18 protein-coding genes are annotated in these 18,202 nt (G+C 63.5%); 9 read left to right on the forward strand and 9 right to left on the reverse strand.

Annotated elements, in window-relative coordinates; genetic code table 11:
- Position 1: 1 nt before the first annotated feature.
- The 3 genes from phnN to N7E70_RS02290 all read right to left on the reverse strand — a co-directional run bounded on the left by phnN (position 2) and on the right by N7E70_RS02290 (position 3,772).
- On the reverse strand, positions 2 to 631 hold the full coding sequence (gene phnN / locus N7E70_RS02280; protein ID WP_067955327.1) for a phosphonate metabolism protein/1,5-bisphosphokinase (PRPP-forming) PhnN: 630 nt from the start codon (positions 629 to 631) through the stop codon (positions 2 to 4).
- A gap of 314 nt (positions 632 to 945) precedes the next feature.
- Positions 946 to 2,538 (reverse strand): peptide chain release factor 3, encoded by a 1,593-nt coding sequence (locus N7E70_RS02285; protein ID WP_067955329.1) that lies wholly within the window; start codon positions 2,536 to 2,538, stop codon positions 946 to 948.
- Between the two features lie 127 nt (positions 2,539 to 2,665).
- Positions 2,666 to 3,772: a DNA alkylation repair protein gene (locus N7E70_RS02290; RefSeq protein WP_263005421.1), complete on the reverse strand. Its 1,107-nt coding sequence runs from the start codon at positions 3,770 to 3,772 to the stop codon at positions 2,666 to 2,668.
- A 238-nt stretch (positions 3,773 to 4,010) separates the two neighbouring features.
- On the opposite strand from N7E70_RS02290, the gene N7E70_RS02295 reads away from it, so the two are divergent.
- Positions 4,011 to 4,400, forward strand: coding sequence for an SRPBCC domain-containing protein (locus N7E70_RS02295; protein ID WP_067955332.1), 390 nt, complete (start codon positions 4,011 to 4,013; stop codon positions 4,398 to 4,400).
- A 21-nt stretch (positions 4,401 to 4,421) separates the two neighbouring features.
- On the opposite strand, the gene N7E70_RS02300 is transcribed toward N7E70_RS02295, so the two are convergent.
- From N7E70_RS02300 to N7E70_RS02315, 4 genes are all read right to left on the reverse strand, one after another.
- Complete coding sequence (locus N7E70_RS02300) at positions 4,422 to 4,778, reverse strand: DUF1801 domain-containing protein (RefSeq protein WP_067955333.1); 357 nt, start codon at positions 4,776 to 4,778, stop codon at positions 4,422 to 4,424.
- Positions 4,768 to 5,178, reverse strand: a complete 411-nt coding sequence (locus tag N7E70_RS02305) for a VOC family protein (protein ID WP_263005422.1) — start codon at positions 5,176 to 5,178, stop codon at positions 4,768 to 4,770. The genes N7E70_RS02300 and N7E70_RS02305 overlap by 11 nt, the downstream gene beginning before the upstream one ends.
- A gap of 289 nt (positions 5,179 to 5,467) precedes the next feature.
- The gene (locus tag N7E70_RS02310) at positions 5,468 to 6,262 is read right to left on the reverse strand and encodes a class II glutamine amidotransferase (protein ID WP_067955337.1); all 795 of its coding nucleotides are present in this window, start codon (positions 6,260 to 6,262) and stop codon (positions 5,468 to 5,470) included.
- Between the two features lie 5 nt (positions 6,263 to 6,267).
- The gene (locus N7E70_RS02315; RefSeq protein WP_067965826.1) at positions 6,268 to 6,483 is read right to left on the reverse strand and encodes a DUF6356 family protein; all 216 of its coding nucleotides are present in this window, start codon (positions 6,481 to 6,483) and stop codon (positions 6,268 to 6,270) included.
- 102 nt (positions 6,484 to 6,585) lie between these two features.
- Here N7E70_RS02315 and N7E70_RS02320 point away from each other — a divergent pair, with 102 nt between their 5' ends.
- The 4 genes from N7E70_RS02320 (at position 6,586) to N7E70_RS02335 (ending at position 9,112) form a co-directional block, all read left to right on the forward strand.
- Complete coding sequence (locus tag N7E70_RS02320) at positions 6,586 to 7,056, forward strand: Lrp/AsnC family transcriptional regulator (protein WP_263005423.1); 471 nt, start codon at positions 6,586 to 6,588, stop codon at positions 7,054 to 7,056.
- Between the two features lie 55 nt (positions 7,057 to 7,111).
- The gene (dut, locus tag N7E70_RS02325; protein WP_192319385.1) at positions 7,112 to 7,585 is read left to right on the forward strand and encodes a dUTP diphosphatase; all 474 of its coding nucleotides are present in this window, start codon (positions 7,112 to 7,114) and stop codon (positions 7,583 to 7,585) included.
- On the forward strand, positions 7,582 to 8,238 hold the full coding sequence (locus N7E70_RS02330) for an HAD family hydrolase (protein WP_263005424.1): 657 nt from the start codon (positions 7,582 to 7,584) through the stop codon (positions 8,236 to 8,238). Before dut ends, N7E70_RS02330 begins: the two co-directional genes overlap by 4 nt.
- Before the next feature lie 67 nt (positions 8,239 to 8,305).
- Positions 8,306 to 9,112: an isocitrate lyase/PEP mutase family protein gene (locus N7E70_RS02335; protein ID WP_067955343.1), complete on the forward strand. Its 807-nt coding sequence runs from the start codon at positions 8,306 to 8,308 to the stop codon at positions 9,110 to 9,112.
- Positions 9,113 to 9,134: 22 nt separating this feature from the next.
- Here the strand turns inward: N7E70_RS02335 and N7E70_RS02340 are convergent, their stop codons facing one another.
- A complete protein-coding gene (locus N7E70_RS02340) occupies positions 9,135 to 9,857 on the reverse strand; it encodes a sulfate transporter family protein (RefSeq protein ID WP_263005425.1) in 723 nt (240 codons plus the stop codon).
- A gap of 169 nt (positions 9,858 to 10,026) precedes the next feature.
- Here N7E70_RS02340 and N7E70_RS02345 point away from each other — a divergent pair, with 169 nt between their 5' ends.
- From N7E70_RS02345 to N7E70_RS02355, 3 genes are all read left to right on the forward strand, one after another.
- Positions 10,027 to 11,034, forward strand: coding sequence for an adenosine kinase (locus tag N7E70_RS02345; protein ID WP_263005426.1), 1,008 nt, complete (start codon positions 10,027 to 10,029; stop codon positions 11,032 to 11,034).
- A gap of 324 nt (positions 11,035 to 11,358) precedes the next feature.
- Positions 11,359 to 12,327, forward strand: a complete 969-nt coding sequence (locus N7E70_RS02350; protein ID WP_263005427.1) for a TIR domain-containing protein — start codon at positions 11,359 to 11,361, stop codon at positions 12,325 to 12,327.
- Positions 12,328 to 12,336: 9 nt separating this feature from the next.
- Positions 12,337 to 12,813 (forward strand): hypothetical protein, encoded by a 477-nt coding sequence (locus N7E70_RS02355; RefSeq protein ID WP_263005428.1) that lies wholly within the window; start codon positions 12,337 to 12,339, stop codon positions 12,811 to 12,813.
- Between the two features lie 212 nt (positions 12,814 to 13,025).
- On the opposite strand, the gene N7E70_RS02360 is transcribed toward N7E70_RS02355, so the two are convergent.
- Positions 13,026 to 15,314 (reverse strand): NADP-dependent malic enzyme, encoded by a 2,289-nt coding sequence (locus N7E70_RS02360; protein WP_263005429.1) that lies wholly within the window; start codon positions 15,312 to 15,314, stop codon positions 13,026 to 13,028.
- A 216-nt stretch (positions 15,315 to 15,530) separates the two neighbouring features.
- Between N7E70_RS02360 and mutS the strand changes: the two genes are divergently transcribed.
- A complete protein-coding gene (gene mutS, locus N7E70_RS02365; protein WP_263005463.1) occupies positions 15,531 to 18,179 on the forward strand; it encodes a DNA mismatch repair protein MutS in 2,649 nt (882 codons plus the stop codon).
- Positions 18,180 to 18,202: the final 23 nt, after the last annotated feature.

The following is an 18,202-nucleotide window of genomic DNA, read 5'->3' on the forward strand; positions in this document are numbered from 1 at the left end:
CCTATATCATGCCGGATACGTCGGAGAAGGCGACGGCCTTGCGCAACACGGCAAGGAAGCGTTCGCCGGCGATTTCAGCCGGGCCGCTGTTGTCGATCACCACATGGCCGGGACCACTGAGATCATGCGGAGCGGTACGCGCCAGTCTCGCCAGCACCTCGCCGCGCGATTCACGGCCGCGCGCGGCAAGCCGGGTGGCCAGGATTTCGGGTGCTGCGGTGATTTCGACGACGGCGACATTGGCGTAGCGCTGGCGTAGCGCCGGGATGACCCCGCGCGAGGTGTTGGCAACGACGACGTGGCCGACCGAAATGGCATCGTCGACGGAAGCTGGAATGCCGTAGCGCAAACCATGCGCCTCCCAGGAAAGCGCAAAGGCGCCCGATGCGTCAGCCTCGATGAAGGCGGCGTCGGCCAGCGTGTCGTGATCCTCGGTCGCGCCGTCGCTGTGGCGGGTGATGACGCGGCGGGCGAACTCGACATGGTCGTCGTCGGTCAGGCGCTCTCGGACATAGGCAATCAGCGTGTCCTTGCCGGCACCGCTGGGTCCGACGACGGCGACGAAGACGCCGTAGCGGACAGGAGAGCCAACGCGGGTCAGTTCACGCTCGATCAATGCTGAAACCATCATGCGACGTCATTTCCTCCATGTCCGCGCATCGGCCCGAAAATCGCTCTCGATTTTCGGAAAGCACGATGCGCCACTTTAAGCCTTGGAGCGTCCTTTGTGCGTCCACCCGGACGCACGGCGCTCTAGTGCCCCCGCCCTGGCGGCGCCGGCCCTTTTCAGCAAGCTCGGCGCATTGAACATCTCCAGTGCTGACCTGTCACGCCCCATGGCTTGGACCACGGGCAGGCGGCGGCACTGCGATGCCATTAGGCGATTTACATGACGGAATGACGAAACGAGATGCAGGGCGGCAAATCCGCCCCTGGCACCCTTGTTCAGGCGACCTTGTCGCGGACCTGATAGTCCTTGATCGCGGCGAAGCGGATCATCTTCCAGCGCTCGGCCTCGTAATTGAGCGAGAATTCGTGCTGAGCGAGGAACACCGGGTCGTTATCGAGATCGCGCGCGATGTCGCCGCGATGGCTTTCGATGAAGCGGTGCAGGTCGGCCTTGTCGTCGGCATCAATCCAGCGGCAGACAGAGAAGCGCGCCATCTCGAAATCGACGGGCAGGGTATATTCCACCGACAGGCGCTCCTTGAGCACGTCGATCTGCAGCGCACCGACGACGCCGACGATGGCAGGCGAGCCGTCCTCGGGCTGGAACAGCTGGACGACGCCTTCCTCGGCCATCTGGTGCAGCGCTTCCTTCAGCTTCTTGGCCTTCATCGCATCGCCGAGGCGGACGCGGCGCAGGATTTCGGGCGCAAAGTTGGGAACGCCGCGGAACAGGATGTCCTCGCCCTCGGTCAGCGTGTCGCCGATGCGCAACGTGCCGTGGTTTGGGATGCCGACGACGTCGCCGGCATAAGCCTCGTCGGCGGTGATGCGCGAACGGGCGAAGAAGAACTGCGGCGCTGACAGGCTCATCTGCTTGCCGGTGCGGACCAGCTTGGCCTTCATGCCGCGCTTGAGCTCGCCGGAGCAGACACGCACGAAGGCGATACGGTCGCGGTGGTTCGGGTCCATATTGGCCTGGATCTTGAAGACGAAGGACGTCATCTTCTCTTCCGTCGCCTCGACCTTGCGCGTGTCGGCCTCCTGAGCCCGAGGCGCGGGGCCGAAGTCGCCAAGCGCCTCAATCAGGTCGCGGACGCCGAAATTGCGCAGGGCCGAACCGAAATAGACCGGCGTCAGATGGCCTTCGCGGAACGCCTGCAGGTCGAACGGGCGGCAGGCCTCGCGGGCAAGCTCCAGTTCCTCGATAAACGCCGGGCGCTCATTGTCCGGCAACAGGCCGGCGGCGCGGTTGGAATCGGGACCATGCACCGGCGTGCGCTCGGCCTCGGCGTCGCCACGGCGCACCGCGTTCTGAGCGAGGTGATAGGTGCCGGAGAAGGTCTTGCCCTGACCGATCGGCCAGGTGATCGGGGCGGTGTCGAGCGCCAGCTTCTCTTCGATCTCGTCGAGAATCTCGAAGGTGTTGCGCGCCTCGCGGTCCATCTTGTTGACGAAGGTGATGATCGGAATGTCGCGCAGCCGGCAGACCTCGAACAGCTTCAGCGTCCGCGGCTCGATACCCTTAGCGGCGTCGATGACCATGACAGCACTGTCGACCGCAGACAACGTTCTATAGGTATCGTCGGCGAAGTCCTCGTGGCCGGGCGTGTCGAGCAGGTTGAAGACGTTGTCGCCATATTCGAAGGTCATCACCGAGGTGACGACCGAAATGCCGCGCTCGCGCTCGATCTTCATCCAGTCGGAGCGCGTCTGGATCTTGTCCTTCTTGGCCTTGACCTCGCCGGCGAGCTGGATCGCGCCGCCGAACAACAGCAGCTTTTCGGTCAGCGTCGTCTTGCCGGCGTCAGGGTGGGCGATGATCGCGAACGTACGGCGGCGCGCCACCGCCTTTTCGATGTCTTCAGCCATCGGGGATTCCTTGTGATGGCGGGCTTCTAACAGCCGAGGCCGTGCCTGTCGAGGAATTGGAGCAATGCAGGATGTTCAGGTCCTCCCTCCTCAAATGGGGGGGAGGTGCGACGTCAACGTCTGGCCTCTACCCCTTCAGCTCGAAGCCGCCCTCGGCCACCGTCTCGCCATTGACGATCAGCTCGATCAAGTGATGGCCGGGATAGTGCTTGCGTGTGGTGAAGTCGCGCACCGCCTGGCTGATCGAGAGTTCCTTCTGGCTGCCCGGCGCAAGGTTGATCTCCTTGAGCTTGAACACTTTCTTCGAGCTGCCGCCGCTTTTCTTGACGTAGTGCACGGCATAGTCGACCACCAGCTGCTGCGCCGTCTCGGCGGTCGAGGCGATGTTGGCCTTGAGCGTGATGCGACCGCCGAGCAGGATGGCTGCCGGCTGGACCGCGAAGGTGTCGACACGCACCATCGGCTTGCCCGTCGTGCCGATCGCGCCAAGCGCGCGCGGATCGCCCTTCTTGATCATCGTCCGCAGCGCGTGCTTGACGATCCAGGCAGTGTTCCTGTCGTCCATGTCCCATGCCGAGATGCGGTCGATCACCCGGTCGGGATGGTCCTTGGAAATGTCGTTGAGGTGGTTCGCCACCGACTTGCGCACATAGAGGCTGGGATCGCTGCGCAGCGCCTCGAGGATGGGCGCCGTCGGCGACGGGTCCTTGATCAGCTGCTTGAGCTGGAACGACCAGGGCAGCCGCGGGCGCGAGCCTTCGCTGGCCAGGCGGCGTACATGCTCGTTGTCGTCGAGTGCCCAGCGGCGCATCACCTTCAACGTGCCATCGAAATCCATGGCCAGGAAATGCCGGATGGCGAATTCGGCCGAACCAAAGCGGGTGAAATAGTGCAGTGCCTGCATCGACAGGTCGACATGGCCCTTGCCGTAAAGCGCGACATATTCCGACAGAACGATCGAGGCGAAGCTGTGCTGGATGCGCGGCGCCAGCTCGTAAAGCACATCGACGCCACGCTCGAAGCTGCCCGGCAGGGCGCCGTGCAGGCTGGTCGCCGTCTGTCGCAGCCGCTGCATGATGCCGAGATCGTCGAGATTGGCGGTCGCCAGCGCCATGAACTTTTCCGCATCGAAAGCAGCCGAGATGGACGCCGTCTCGGCTGCAATGTGGCGAAGGCGGTCGCGATCGAAGATTTCCTTGAGTGCCGGGGCGGCTAGCGTCTGGTCTTCCGTCATCTGTTTCCGTCCTGCATGGCGCCCCCGCGCCGGCCCTTGGGCGTCCATTCGGACGAAGGGCTCGTTGCGCAGATACGAATCGGACCTCGAAACTACAATCCCTCTCCTGCCAAGGCACTGTCAGGAGACAGTCGACGACGGCGCTTTCGTCGTCGCAAACCGCCGTTGACGTTACTGCCGGACGGGCGGAAAATATTCTCAACGCGCGTGACACATCGCGCCTTTCCAGGAGGTCGACATGACCATCCACCAGGAAGTGCATCTCAAGGGCTCACCCAGAAACATCTATGAACTGCTGCTCGATTCCGCCCGCTTTCAGGCCATGACGGGTGGCCGGGCGGCCCATATCTCGCCCCATGAGGGCGGCGAAGTCTCGATGTTCGGCGGCGATATCGAGGCGCGCAATGTCGAACTGGTGCCCAACCGCCGCATCGTCCAGGCTTGGCGCTCCCGCGTCTGGCCCGAAGGCACCTATTCGATCGTGCGCTTCGAACTGCAGGCCGACGGCACCGGCACGAGACTGACCTTCGACCAGGCCGGTTACCCACGCTCGGCGCATGCAGCGCTCGATGAAGGTTGGGCGAAGATGTACTGGGAGCCGATGAACCGCGCCCTGACGCATCATTGACGGCGGCGCGGCTAACGCCTTTCAGGCGTCTGCGGCCTGGCGCGCCAGCGCGACATAGTGAGTGACATGCCGGTCCTCGATGTCCGACACCGAGAAGAGCTTGATGTGGCGTCGCAGTTTGCCTTGCCCCAGAAGCACGCCGTGCGTGTCCGGCAAAGCCGCACCTTGGCTGAGTTCCAGCGTAACATGACCGGCATATGAGAAGACGCCGCAAAACGGCGTACGCGCCGAAAACAGGATGCCGCCGTATTTGACCTCCTCGGAGATGGACGGACCGGCCTGCAGCACGATCTCGCGCAGCCGCGACACAATAGCGAAGTGATCTGCCCGCTGATCCTGCAGCTCGTCCAGGAAGGCTAGAACGCGATCACAGGTCATGGTCAATCCGTGGCGCATAGAACTGCCTGAACTCGTGGGATGGTTCGCGGTTGGAGTAGATGCAGAGCGTGATGCCGTTGGGGTCCTGGATCGCAAAGCCGCGATCGCCCCAGGGATGGTCCTCGATCGGCATGACAGGCACCAGCCCCACGGCCGTCATTGCGCGATGCTCGCCATCGACGTCGTCGACGCAGAGATTGTAAGTCAGGCCCGCCGTGTCGCATGTGGGTTGTTCTCCCTGCGGCTCCATGAATTGCAGCGAAAGCCCTGTCTCAAATTCAAGGCTGACGAACCCGCCGCAATCGAACACCGCTCGCGCGCCAAAATGCCTGATGTAGAAGTCGCGTGTCTCGACGACGCGTTTGGTCGTGATGCAGGGAGATGCAGTTGTCGGGCGCATTGTGCAAGCTCGAGGTGAGTTGACTGGCGAGATCTGCTGTCTTCGAGGCTTCGCCAAACGCGGCGGTAACAAGCCAAGGCTGGCAGCAGAAATCCCTTCGGATGTCCCTGGAAAATACACTTCGGCCCGCTTCGATCTTGAACAAATCGGACAGCGGCCGGTCAAACTGACACTGGGGACAGCCGCGCAGACATTGGGCAAAGCGCAAGTGCCGACGCATTGGTCTGGACACGTCTGCGCGTAGGCGTCGATCGCGTTCAGCCTAAACGTCGCCTGCAGGCCGCCGGTTTCAGCCGGCCAGTGCCAGTTGCGCCAATGCCGGCTGGAACGGGCGGACGGTCATTTCATCAGGCGTCATGGCGACGAAACTCGACGGCGGCACCGCCTGCCAGCTCTGTCCTTCGCGGTCGAAGGGTTCGGAGACGATGCAGCGACCGGTTTCGCCGTCGCGGGTGTAGAGCGTCGGCGCATGTCCGTCGGTGGCAAAGCGCACGGCAAACAGGCTTGTGCCGTCACTGAAAGCGGCAGTCAGCTTCAGCTGCGGATCAATGCCGGCGCCATGTGCGGCAGCAACCACACGGCCGGTGGCACGGGTGACCGCGCCCTGCGGATCAGCGTCGAGCCCCTCTTCCAGCATCAGCATGAAAAACAGCTCGGAATCGGTCGTGCCCTGGCGCTGCTCGTAGAGATCGTCGTTGATGCTGGCCTCGAGCCGGCGCCGGATCTTCTCGAAGCCCGAGATCTGGCCGTTGTGCATGAAGCTCCAGCGTCCCGAAATGAAGGGGTGGCAGTTGGCGCGGCTGGTGGCGCCGCCGGTCGATGCCCTGACATGGGCGAGAAACAGACCCGACTTGATCTGCCGGCACAGGCTTTTCAGATTGGGGTCCGACCAGGCCGGCAGGATGTCGCGATAGAGGCCCGGCTCCGGCCGCTCGCCATACCAGGCAAGCCCGAAACCGTCGCCATTGGTCGGCGACTTGGCCTCCTGCGCGCAATGGCTCTGTGCGATCAGCGAATGGCACGGCGCCGTCACGATGTCTTCGAGGAAGACCTCTTCACCGATATAGGCGGCCCACCGGCACATGCGCTTCAGCGTCCCCGATTGTGTGTCCGCTCGTACAGTCGGCGGATGATCGTACTGGCAGTAGATTCGAACAGGAAGGGTAACAAAGCGTGAATGAGGGCAGCGCCCGCTGCCAGGAACAGCTGGCCGGCGAACCAGCCGGCGAAACGCATGTGCTCGAAATAGCTCTCGTCGACCGCCTCGGGGTGAGCCGTGAACAGCTTTGCGATACGTGCGGACATGGATACCTCCCTGGCTGACCTGAGTATCGTCGCACGGGAGAGAGGTTCATCGGTCCCAATCCATCCTTGCCATTAGACAAAATTTGGGACAATCATCCCAAGATGTCTGGAGAACTCGATACGATTGATCGAAGAATTCTCGCCGAACTGCAGCGCGACGGCACGCTTTCGGTCGACCACCTGTCCGAGCGCGTCGGCCTGTCGCGCAATGCCTGCTGGCGCCGGGTCAAAAGGCTCGACGATGAGCGCTTCATCACCGGCCGCGTCGCGCTCGTCGATGCCGACAAGCTCGGCCTTGGCCTGTCCGTGTTCATCCTGGTGCGGACGTCGAGCCACGACCCCCAATGGCTGGCCAAGTTCCGCGCCGGCGTGACATCGTTTCCCGAGATCACCGGCGTCTATCGCATGTCGGGTGACCTCGACTATGTCTTGCGTGCCCGCGTCGCCGATGTGAAAGCGTATGACCGTCTCTACCAGCGCCTCATCGCCAAGGTACCGCTGTCGGATGTGTCGGCCTCCTTCGTCATGGAGGAGATCCGCGAAACGACTGTCGTGCCGGTGGAAATTCGCTGAGTGCGACCTCTTGTGAATTGACCTCTTCTGGACGCTGTCCCATAGGATCGCCGCCATGACCGCCGCAACCTCTTCCGCCCCCGTCATCGGGATCGTCCGCTTGCCGCATTCGGGCGAGCTGCCCCTGCCGTCCTACGAAACGTCGGGTGCCGCCGGCATGGACCTGCGCGCCGCGGTGCCGGATGACCGGCCGCTTTTGATCCTGCCCGGCAAGCGCGCTTTGGTGCCGACCGGCCTGATCTTCGAAATACCGGAAGGTTTCGAAGGTCAAATTCGCCCGCGCTCCGGCCTTGCCTTCAAGCACGGCATCACCTGCCTCAACACGCCGGGTACCATCGACAGCGACTATCGCGGCGAGGTCAAGGTGCTGTTGATCAACCATGGCGACGAAGACTTCTATGTCGAGCGCGGCATGCGCATCGCCCAGATCGTCATCGCATCGGTGACCCGCGCCGGGGTCGAGGAGCGCACGCTTGCCGGCGACACGTCGCGCGGCGCCGGCGGCTTCGGCTCCACGGGCACCGCGTGAACAAGCCGAATCTCGTCATCTTCGACTGCGACGGCGTGCTGGTCGACACAGAGCCGCTGGCCAACCAGCGGCTCGCGGCCTGGCTGACCGAGGCGGGTTATCCCGTCAGCTACGCGGACTGCCGCCGCCAGTTCGTCGGCCGCAGCCTGGTGTCGGTGCAGAAGGAAGTCGAGGCGACGGGCATCAGCCTTGGCCCTGACTTCGTCGAGCGCTGGTACCGCGAACTGCCGGAACTGTTTGCGTCAGGCGTCCAGGCGATCCCACACATCGAAAGCTTCGTCAGCGCCGTGCAGGCCGCCGGTATCGCCTATTGCGTGGCGTCGTCGGCACGCGTCAACAAGATGCATATGACGCTCGGCCAGACCGGGCTGCTGCCCTATTTCCACGACGTTCTGTTCTCGGCCACCATGGTCGAGCGCGGCAAGCCGTTTCCAGACCTGTTCCTGCACGCCGCCGGCACGATGGGCTTTGCCCCAGCCGACTGCATCGTCATCGAGGACAGCGTCGCCGGCGCCCAGGCCGGGCGTGCCGCCGGCATGCGGGTGTTCGGCTATCACCGCGACCCGCACTCCGACTGCGATGGCCTCAAGGCTGCGGGCGCCGTGCTGTTCGACGACATGCGCAAACTGGCAGGACTGATCCCGATCGCCTGAAACAGGGTTTGAGCCCTCCGGCGCGCCGGTCTAATATTGCCCGTCGGTTCGTATCGAGGGCGATGACATGGACAAGGGCGCGGTCTTCCGGAAACTTCACGAGGCGCCGGGCGCCTTCATCATTCCCAATCCGTGGGACATCGGCACATCAAAGCTTTTGGCTTCCTTCGGTTTCGAAGCGCTGGCGACGACCAGCGCCGGCTATGCCTTCTCGCGCGGGCGGCCCGACGGCGATGTCGGCTTCGAGGAGATGATCCACCACTGCCGCGATCTGGCGCATGCCACCGGGCTGCCTGTTTCGGCCGACCTCGAGAAGGGCAAGGGCGACAGCCCCGAAAGCTCAGGTGAAACAGTCTTTGCCGCCGAGGCAGCAGGCCTTGCCGGCTGCTCGCTCGAGGACCACACCGGCGAGCCTGACCGGCCGATCTACGATTTTTCGCATGCCGTCGAGCGCGTCACCGCGGCAGCCGAGGCTGCGCGGGCACTGAAGGGTGACTTCGTCCTGACGGCGCGGTCGGAAAACTTCCTCTGGAACCGCCCCGATCTCGATGACACGATCAAGCGGCTGCAGGCCTTCGAGAAGGCCGGGGCCGACGTGCTTTATGCCCCCGGGATATCCGACATCGAAATGATCCGGACGCTGTGCAGCTCTGTCACGAAACCGGTCAACGTGCTGGCGGTGCCGGGCTTCTCGGTCGCGGTGCTGGCCGAGGCCGGCGCCAAGCGCATCTCGCTCGGCTCCAAGCTGACCGCCTACGCCTTCGGCATGATGGAGCGGGCGTCGCGCGAGATGCTGGGCCAGGGCACGTTCGAATTCGCCCGCGACGGCATCGCCTATGCCAAGCTGCAGGCGATGTTCGGCCGCGAGAGCTGAACGCCCCTCATCATCATCATCGTCACGCCCGCGCCATTTCAGGCCGGCGCTCGGCCGCCGACACGCTCTTGTGCAGATGCACCATCATCGCCGCGGCAAAGAGCGGGGTGAGCAGGTTAAGGATCGGCACGGCGAGGAAGGCCGCGATGACCAGACCTGCCATGAACACCGTGCCGGCGTTGCGGCGGCGCAAATCCTTGGCGTCCTGCTCGGAGCGGAAGCGCATGGCGGCGAACTCGAAGAACTCGCGGCCCAGCAGGTAGCCGTTGACCAGGAAGAAGGCGCCGATGTTGACGATGGGGATGAACATCAGAAGCAGCGCCAACAGATTGCCCAATATGACGATGCCGAAGAACTTGATCGCCAGCACCAGCGAACGCAAGGCCGGCACCGGCTGCCCTGGGCGCTCCGCGGGATAGTTGGTCTTCTCGACGACCTCGGCGACATCATCCAAAAACAGGCCGGCGACGATCGCCGTCACCGGCGCGATCAGCAGGGCGAGCCCCAGCGCCAGGCCTATGCCAGCAATGATCGCGGCGATCAGGCCGAGCCAGCCGGTCCACGAGGGCAGGCCCGGCAGCATGGCGTCGATCCATGGCCAGGCCAGCCAGTCGAACACCTCGCGGATGCCGAACCACAGCGCGACGAGCGCAAGCAGCGTCAGCCCCAGCGTCTTCAAAAACACCGTGCGGAACTCGGCCGAAAAGAGCTGGCCGGCAGCAGTGCGAGCGGCGTCGAGGATCATGTTGGGGTTACGTCTCCCTGTTTCCGCGCTGAGATAAGGTGCCGCAGGGCCGGCCTCAAGCGGCTGCTGCCAATTTGCCGGTAGGCAAACGGGCCGCGAGCCGCTAAACGCAATCCGTTTTGCCGACCCCTCGGCCCCTTATTACGGCCAAAGCGCCGCGGAGACCCTGATGAGCCAATATGACGTGCTGTGCATCGGCAACGCCATCGTCGACATCATCGCACAATGCGACGAGGCCTTTCTCACCGACAACGGCATCATCAAGGGGGCGATGAACCTGATCGACGCCGAGCGCGCCGAACTGCTCTATTCCCGCATGGGCCCGGCGATCGAGGCCTCGGGCGGCTCGGCCGGCAACACCGCTGCCGGCATCGCCAGCTTCGGCGGCCGCTCGGCCTATTTCGGCAAGGTTTCCCGCGACCATCTCGGCGAGGTCTTCACCCACGACATCCGCGCCCAGGGCGTCGCCTTCGACACGACACCGCTTGAAGGAGGGCCGCTCGACGGCACGCCGCCGACGGCGCGCTCGATGATCCTCGTCACCCCAGATGGCGAGCGTTCGATGAATACCCATCTCGGCGCCTGCGTCGAGCTCGGGCCAGACGACGTCGAGGCGGACAAGGCAAGCGGTGCCAAGGTCACCTATTTCGAGGGCTATCTGTGGGACCCGCCGCTGGCCAAGGAAGCGATCCGCATGACGGCAGCACATGCGCATGCCGCCGGCCGCGAAGTGTCGATGACGCTGTCGGATTCGTTCTGCGTCGACCGCTACCGCGCCGAGTTCCTGGACCTGATGCGCTCCGGCACCGTCGACATCGTTTTTGCCAACAGCCACGAGATCAAGTCGCTCTATGAGACGTCGTCCTTCGACGAGGCACTGTCGCTGATCCGCAAGGACTGCAAGATCGCCGCTGTCACCCGCTCGGAGAAGGGCTCGGTCATCGTGCGCGGCGACGAGACCGTGGTGATCCAGGCGACCGAGATCCGCGAGCTGGTCGACACCACTGGCGCCGGCGACCTCTATGCCGCCGGTTTCCTCTATGGCTACACGCAAGGCCGGTCGCTCAAGGATTGCGGCGACCTCGGCTCGCTCGCCGCCGGCCTCGTCATCCAGCAGATCGGGCCTCGGCCCAGGCAGAACTTGAAGCACGAGGCCGAGCAGGCGGGGTTGCTGTAGGCGCAGCCCTTTTCCTCCCCCCGTTTACGGGGAGAGGGTGGCCGAAGGGCGGATGAGGGGCCGCGCAGACGTTGCGTTCTTCTTTCCACCGTTTCCGCTGCCCCTGCTTCGCCCGACAAGCCGAGCTGCACTTCCTTTCCTTTGTATTTCTCGTTGTGAATGTTTTAGGCGCACTAGTATTTGGCTTTTTCCGTCTGATATCGGCGGCCATTGTTAAATGAAAAGACAGCCGCACCTTCTGCAGGCCACTTTACATATTAGCTTCGACGCTTGCTCTCCGCACATCGACAACGGATATTTGCGAGGTGATCCAGGAGCGATTCGGTGCCTAGCGTATTCTTTTCATATTCCCATGCCGACGAGACGTTGCGTGACGAGCTCGAGAAACAGCTATCCATGCTCAAGCGGCAGGGATTGATCCAGACTTGGCATGATCGGCGTATTGGCGCTGGGGAAGAAATCGACAAGTCGATCGATGAACGCATCAACAAAGACGACATCATCCTCCTGCTTGTCAGCCCAGACTTCCTAGCATCCAACTATTGCTACGACATAGAGATGAGCCGTGCCCTGGAGCGTCATGCCACAGGCGAGGCGATTGTCATCCCGGTCATTCTACGACCTTGTGATTGGCATCCCGCGCCCTTTGGTAAATTGAACGCCACGCCACCTGACGGAAAGCCGATTACGAAATGGGCAGACAGAGATGAAGCATTTCTAGAGGTCGCAAAGGCACTGCGTGCCGCCTTAACAAGGCGCGGTGCCACGACATCCACCCCCGGTACAGTTGCATCTGGTAGCGACGCACGAATTCTTCACGCGATAGCTACCCAACCGACGGGACCGCGTTCCAGCAACCTCAGGACTACAAAGGTGTTCACGGAGCGAGACCGAGATCGGTTCAAGCTAGAAACCTTCGAATACATGGCACGCTTCTTTGAGAACTCACTCGAAGAAATGGGCAAGCGCGACCCCGGCATCGAAGGCAGCTTCCGACGTGTTGACGCCAACCGCTTTTTTGCAGCCGTCTATCACAATGGAGAGGCAAAGGCGCGATGCACTGTCTTCATGGACGGCGGATTTGGGGATGGAATCTGCTATGTAAACGGCGAGTCGGCTAGCAGCAATTCCATGAATGAGTCACTTCGGGTCGAGGCAGATGAACACGCCTTGTTTCTGAAAAGCATGGGCATGGCCTCGCACTACCGCTACGGATCCGAGCAGAAACTGTCGCAGGATGGGGCTGCTGAACTGTATTGGGGCCTCCTGATCGAACCGCTTCAACGGAGGTGATGCCAAAAGATGCTGAGCGTAGGCGAATTTACCTCAGGAACGTTGAGTGACGCGCACTCGCTTGCCTTAGTGCTGCCGCGGAGAAAATATGAAGAGCCTTTTCTCATTGGTCGGTCTGGCGATAAACGCGTCGCTGTATTCATCGGCGAAAATCACGCGTTCCTCCACTTTACGTATGACACGTCGGATGATTGGTCAGGGCTCATCATCAATGGCGTCTCTATCGAGATGGATGAGACCAGCATCTTTGATCCCGATTTCGATACGCCGCCGCTAGGTTCGATTATTCGTCAAGAAACTCAACTCTGCATTTGCGCGGCCAGCGAACGTGGCTTTGGTCGTCTTCCGGTCGTATTAGTCGACCAGCTTGCGCCGACACGTGAACGGTCTCGAGTTGGCTTCTTGCGTTGGCAAATTGTCATAGGCCAAGATATGGGGCGGAGAGTGCTGAGGACGGTCGACGTTTCTCCAAAAGCGTCCGCCTGAGCGCCTCTCGGACTAGCCTCGCACTCCTTCCCACCCCCTCTGGCCTGCCGGGTATCTCCCCCACAAGGAGGGAGATCGGCAGCTGCGACGCTTCGCCCAACCGGCTAGCGTCGCAAGGAGGCGGCAGCGCTAGGCCCTTCGCTATGGCTCAGGGCCTAAAGGCGCTCGAAAAGCCCGTTTGGGGGCTTTTCGTTCGCTGCGCGAACCGCGCCTCAAGCTCCCGCGTTATATGCCGCGATTGCCGCCATGTTGACGATGTCTGAGTCCTTGGCATTCAGCGGGACGATCTGGACCGGCTTGTTGAGGCCGACGAGCAGCGGGCCGATGACGGTGGAGCCGCCGAGTTCCTGCAGCATCTTGGTCGAGATCGCCGCCGAGTGGAACGCCGGCATGACCAGCACGTTGGCGGCACCGGAGAGGCGGCAGAAGGGGTATTGCTGCTGCATCAGGCGGTGGTTGAGGGCGACGTCGGCGGCCATTTCGCCGTCATATTCGAAATCGACGCGGCGCTTGTCGAGGATCTTGACCGCTTCCTGGACACGCTCGGAACGCTCGCCGGCGGGGTGGCCGAAGGTCGAGTAGGCGAGCATCGCCACGCGCGGCTCATAGCCCATGCGGCGAGCGAAATGCGCGGCCTCCTCGGCGATGTCGGCGATCTGCTCGGCATTGGGCATGTCGTGGACGGCGGTGTCGGCAACGATGACGGTGCGGCCACGGGCGAGCACGATCGACACGCCGATGACGCGGTGGCCGGGCTTGGCGTCGATGACGCGGCGGACGTCTTCCAGCACCGTCGAGTAATTGCGGGTGACGCCCGTGACCACGCCGTCGGCGTCGCCAAGCGCCACCATGCAAGCGGCGAAATGGTTGCGGTCGTTGTTGATCAGGCGCTGGCAGTCGCGCAAAAGGTAGCCCTTGCGCTGCAACCGCTCGTAGAGAAAGTCGGCATAGATGGCGTTGCGGCGTGACAGCCGCGCATTGATGATCTCGAGGCCGGGCTTGTTGAGGTCGATGCCGGCCTGCCTGGCGTTTTCCTTGATGATGTCGTCGCGGCCGAGAAGGATGGCGGTGCCGAGCTTCTGGTTCACATAAGACACGGCGGCGCGCATGACCTGCTCTTCCTCGCCCTCGGCAAAGACGATGCGCTTGGGCTGGCGCCGCACGCGGTCGTAGATGCGCTGCAAGGTCGAGGCGATCGGGTCGCGGCGGGCGGAGAGCTCGTTGGCGTATTTGTCGAGATCGAGGATCGGCCGTCCGGCGACACCCGATTCCATGGCGGCCTTGGCGACAGCGATCGGGATCGCCGAGATCAGGCGCGGGTCGAACGGCACCGGGATGATGTAGTTGGGACCGAATTTCGGCCGGTTGCCCTGATAGGCGGCGGCGACGTCGTCGGGCACGTCCTGGCGGGCGAGCTCGGCCAGCGCGTTGGCGGCGGCGACCTTCATGGCGTCGTTGATGGTTGTCGCCCTGACATCGAGCGCGCCGCGGAAGATATATGGGAAGCCGAGCACGTTGTTGACCTGGTTCGGATAATCCGAACGGCCGGTCGCCATGATGGCGTCGGTGCGGATCTCGGCGACCTCTTCGGGCGTGATTTCCGGATCGGGATTGGCCATGGCGAAGATGATCGGGTTCTTGGCCATGGACTGGATCATGGCCGGTGTCAGCGCGCCCTTGGCCGAGAGGCCGAAGACGATGTCGGCGCCGTCCATGGCGTCGGCCAGCGAACGCGCCTCGGTCTTGACCGCATGCGCCGACTTCCACTGGTTCATGCCTTCGGTGCGACCCTGGTAGACCACGCCCTTGGTGTCGCACAAAATGACATTGTCAGGCGTGAAGCCCATCGACTTGATCAGCTCGATGCAGGCAATGCCGGCGGAACCGGCGCCATTGCAGACCAGCTTGGCCGACTTCATGTCGCGGCCGGTGATTTCGAGCGCGTTGATCAGGCCGGCGGCGGCGATGATGGCGGTGCCGTGCTGGTCGTCATGGAAGACGGGAATGTCCATCAGCTCGCGCAGGCGCTGCTCGATGATGAAGCATTCGGGCGCCTTGATGTCCTCGAGGTTGATGCCGCCGAAGGACGGCCCGAGGAAACGCACGCAGTTGATGAATTCGTCGGCGTCCTCGGTGTCGACCTCGAGGTCGATGGAATCGACGTCGGCGAAGCGCTTGAACAGCACCGACTTGCCTTCCATGACCGGCTTGGAGGCCAACGCGCCGAGATTGCCCAAGCCGAGGATGGCGGTGCCGTTGGAGATGACGGCGACCATATTGCCGCGCGTCGTGTAGTCGAAGGCGCGCGAGGGATCCTCGGCGATGGCCTTCACCGGCACGGCGACGCCGGGCGAATAGGCGAGGCTGAGGTCGCGCTGCGTCGCCATCGGCTTGGTCGGATTGATCTCGAGCTTGCCCGGGCGGCCCATGGCGTGGAAGTCGAGCGCTTCCTGAGCGGAGACGGAGGGACCGGAATTGTCGGGTTTCCTGGTAGTTGCCATGGTGAGAAGCGTTCCTGTCCCTTAAATTTCTTTTTGTGGAGCGTTTTGGATTAAGGCTACACATCGGCGCTGTAAACCGCCAAGCAGACGAGGGAATTTCCTTTTTTCGAAGGTTCAGGCGTGAACGATCGACCGATAATCGCTGCGGAAGCTGACTTTGCGGAAGCCGGAGGGGAAAGCCGGGCCGAAGCCCCGGTGCATGCCGCGCCGACGCCGATGATGGAACAGTATATGGAGATCAAGGCGGCGAACCCGGATTCGCTGCTGTTCTACCGCATGGGCGACTTCTACGAGCTGTTCTTCGACGACGCCGAGAAGGCCTCGCGCGCGCTCGGCATCGTGCTGACCAAGCGCGGCAAGCACCAGGGCCAGGACATCCCGATGTGCGGGGTGCCGATCCATGCCGCCGACGACTATCTGCAGAAGCTGATCGGGCAAGGCTACCGGGTCGCCGTGTGCGAGCAGGTGGAAGACCCGGCGGAAGCCAAGAAGCGCGGCTCGAAGTCAGTGGTCAAGCGCGACGTGGTGCGGCTGGTGACGCCTGGCACCATCACCGAAGACAAGCTTTTGGCGCCGCAGGAATCGAATTTCCTGATGGCGCTGGGGCGGGTCAAGGGCGCGGGCGAAGCCAGCCTGGCGATCGCCTGGATCGAGATCTCGACCGGCATCTTCCGCGTCGCCGAGACGACGCCAGAACGGCTTTCGGCCGACATCTTCCGCGTCGACCCGCGCGAGCTGATCGTCGCCGAACCTGCCTTCCATGACGAGGAGCTGCGCCCGAGCTTCGATCTGGTCGGCCGCATCGTCAACCCGCAGCCGCCGAGCCTGTTCGATTCGACCTCGGCGCCCAGCCGCATCGCCCGTTTCTACGACGTGGCGACGCCGGACAGTTTTGGTGCATTTTCGCGCGCCGAGCTGTCGGCCATCTCCGGCGTCATCGCCTATGTCGAAAAGACCCAAAAGGCCGAGCGGCCGCCTTTGTCGCGGCCCGAGCGCGAGCAGTCGGGCACCACGCTGTTCATCGACCCGGCGACACGCGCCAATCTCGAATTGTTGCGCACCCTGTCGGGCGGCCGCGACGGCTCGCTGTTCCGCGCCATCGACCGTACGGTGACGGGCGGCGGCGCGCGCCTGCTCGCCGACCGGCTGATGTCGCCGCTGACCGATCCCGAGGCGATCGGCGCCAGGCTGGACGCGGTGTCGTTCTTCACCGGCGAAACGCGGCTGACCGATGCGCTCAGGCTCAGCCTGAAGGGCGTCGCCGACATGCCCCGCGCACTGTCGCGGCTGGCGCTCAACCGCGGCGGGCCGCGCGATCTCGGCGCGCTGCGTTCGGGATTCTCGGCGGCGCGCACCATTGCCGGGCTGTTTGCGGGCGCTTCCCTGCCGAAGCAGCTGGCGGCGGCGATCGCGGCGATATCGGACCTGCCCACAGGCTTCGCCGACCATCTCGACGTGGCGCTGGGCGAGGAGCTGCCGCTTCTCAAGCGCGACGGCGGTTTTGTCCGCGCCGGCTATCATCCGGAACTCGACGAGATGCGGGCGCTGCGCGACCAGTCGCGCCGGGTGATCGCCGGCATGGAGCGCGACCTGATCGAGGAGACGGGCATCCGCTCGCTCAAGATCCGCCACAACAACGTGCTCGGCTACTACATCGAGGTGACGGCGAACAACCAGACGGCCCTGAACGGCAGCGACGAGGCCAAGGCGCGCTTCATCCACCGCCAGACCATGGCGAATGCGATGCGCTTCACCACCACCGAGCTCGCCGGCCTCGAGACCAAGATCGCCAATGCCGCCGACCGGGCGCTGACCATCGAACTCCAGGCCTTCGACCAGTTGGTCGGCGAGGCAGTGACCCACGCCCAGGCGATCCGGTCAGGCGCCGACGCGCTGTCCGTGCTCGACGTGTCGGCGGCACTCGCCGTGCTCGCCCAGAACGAGGCGTGGTGCCGGCCCGAGGTCGACGCCAGCCTCGCCTTCGACATTTTTGGTGGACGCCACCCGGTGGTCGAGCAGTCGCTGAGGCGCGAGGCGGCAGCCCCCTTCGTCGCCAATGACTGTACGCTGTCGCCGGACGGCAACGACAGGAACGGCGCCATCTGGCTGCTCACCGGCCCGAACATGGGTGGTAAGTCGACCTTCCTGCGCCAGAACGCGCTGATCGCCATTCTCGCTCAGATGGGGTCGTTCGTACCCGCCGAGCGTGCACATATCGGCGTGGTCGACCGGCTGTTCTCCCGCGTCGGCGCCTCGGACGATCTGGCGCGCGGGCGTTCGACCTTCATGGTCGAGATGGTCGAGACCGCCGCCATCCTCAACCAGGCGGGCGAGCGCACGCTTGTCATCCTCGACGAGATCGGTCGGGGTACCGCCACCTTCGACGGCCTGTCGATCGCCTGGGCGGCAGTCGAATATCTGCACGAAAAGAACCGCTGCCGCGCCATCTTCGCCACCCATTTCCACGAACTGACGGCACTTTCCGGCAAGCTCGGCCGCCTGCACAATGTGACGATGCGGGTGAAGGAGTGGGAAGGCGAAGTGGTGTTCCTGCATGAGGTCGGCAAGGGTGCTGCCGACCGCTCCTACGGCGTGCAGGTGGCCCGCCTCGCCGGCCTGCCCGATGTCGTGGTGGCGCGCGCCAAGGAGGTGCTGCACCAGCTCGAGGAAGGCGAAACCTCCGGGAAAGCCAACAAGCTTGTCGACGATTTGCCGCTGTTTTCGGTGGCGGTGAAACGCGAGGCGGCCAAACCCGTCGCCAATGACGCACTGACCAAGGCACTGGAGGGGCTGAGCCCCGACGAAATGACCCCGCGCGAGGCACTGGACGCGCTGTATAGGCTGAAGGGGCTGGCGGCGAGATAAGCAGCGATTAGGAGCGGAGACGG

This window comes from Aminobacter sp. NyZ550 (assembly GCF_025628925.2).
Taxonomy (GTDB): Bacteria; Pseudomonadota; Alphaproteobacteria; order Rhizobiales; family Rhizobiaceae; genus Aminobacter; species Aminobacter ciceronei.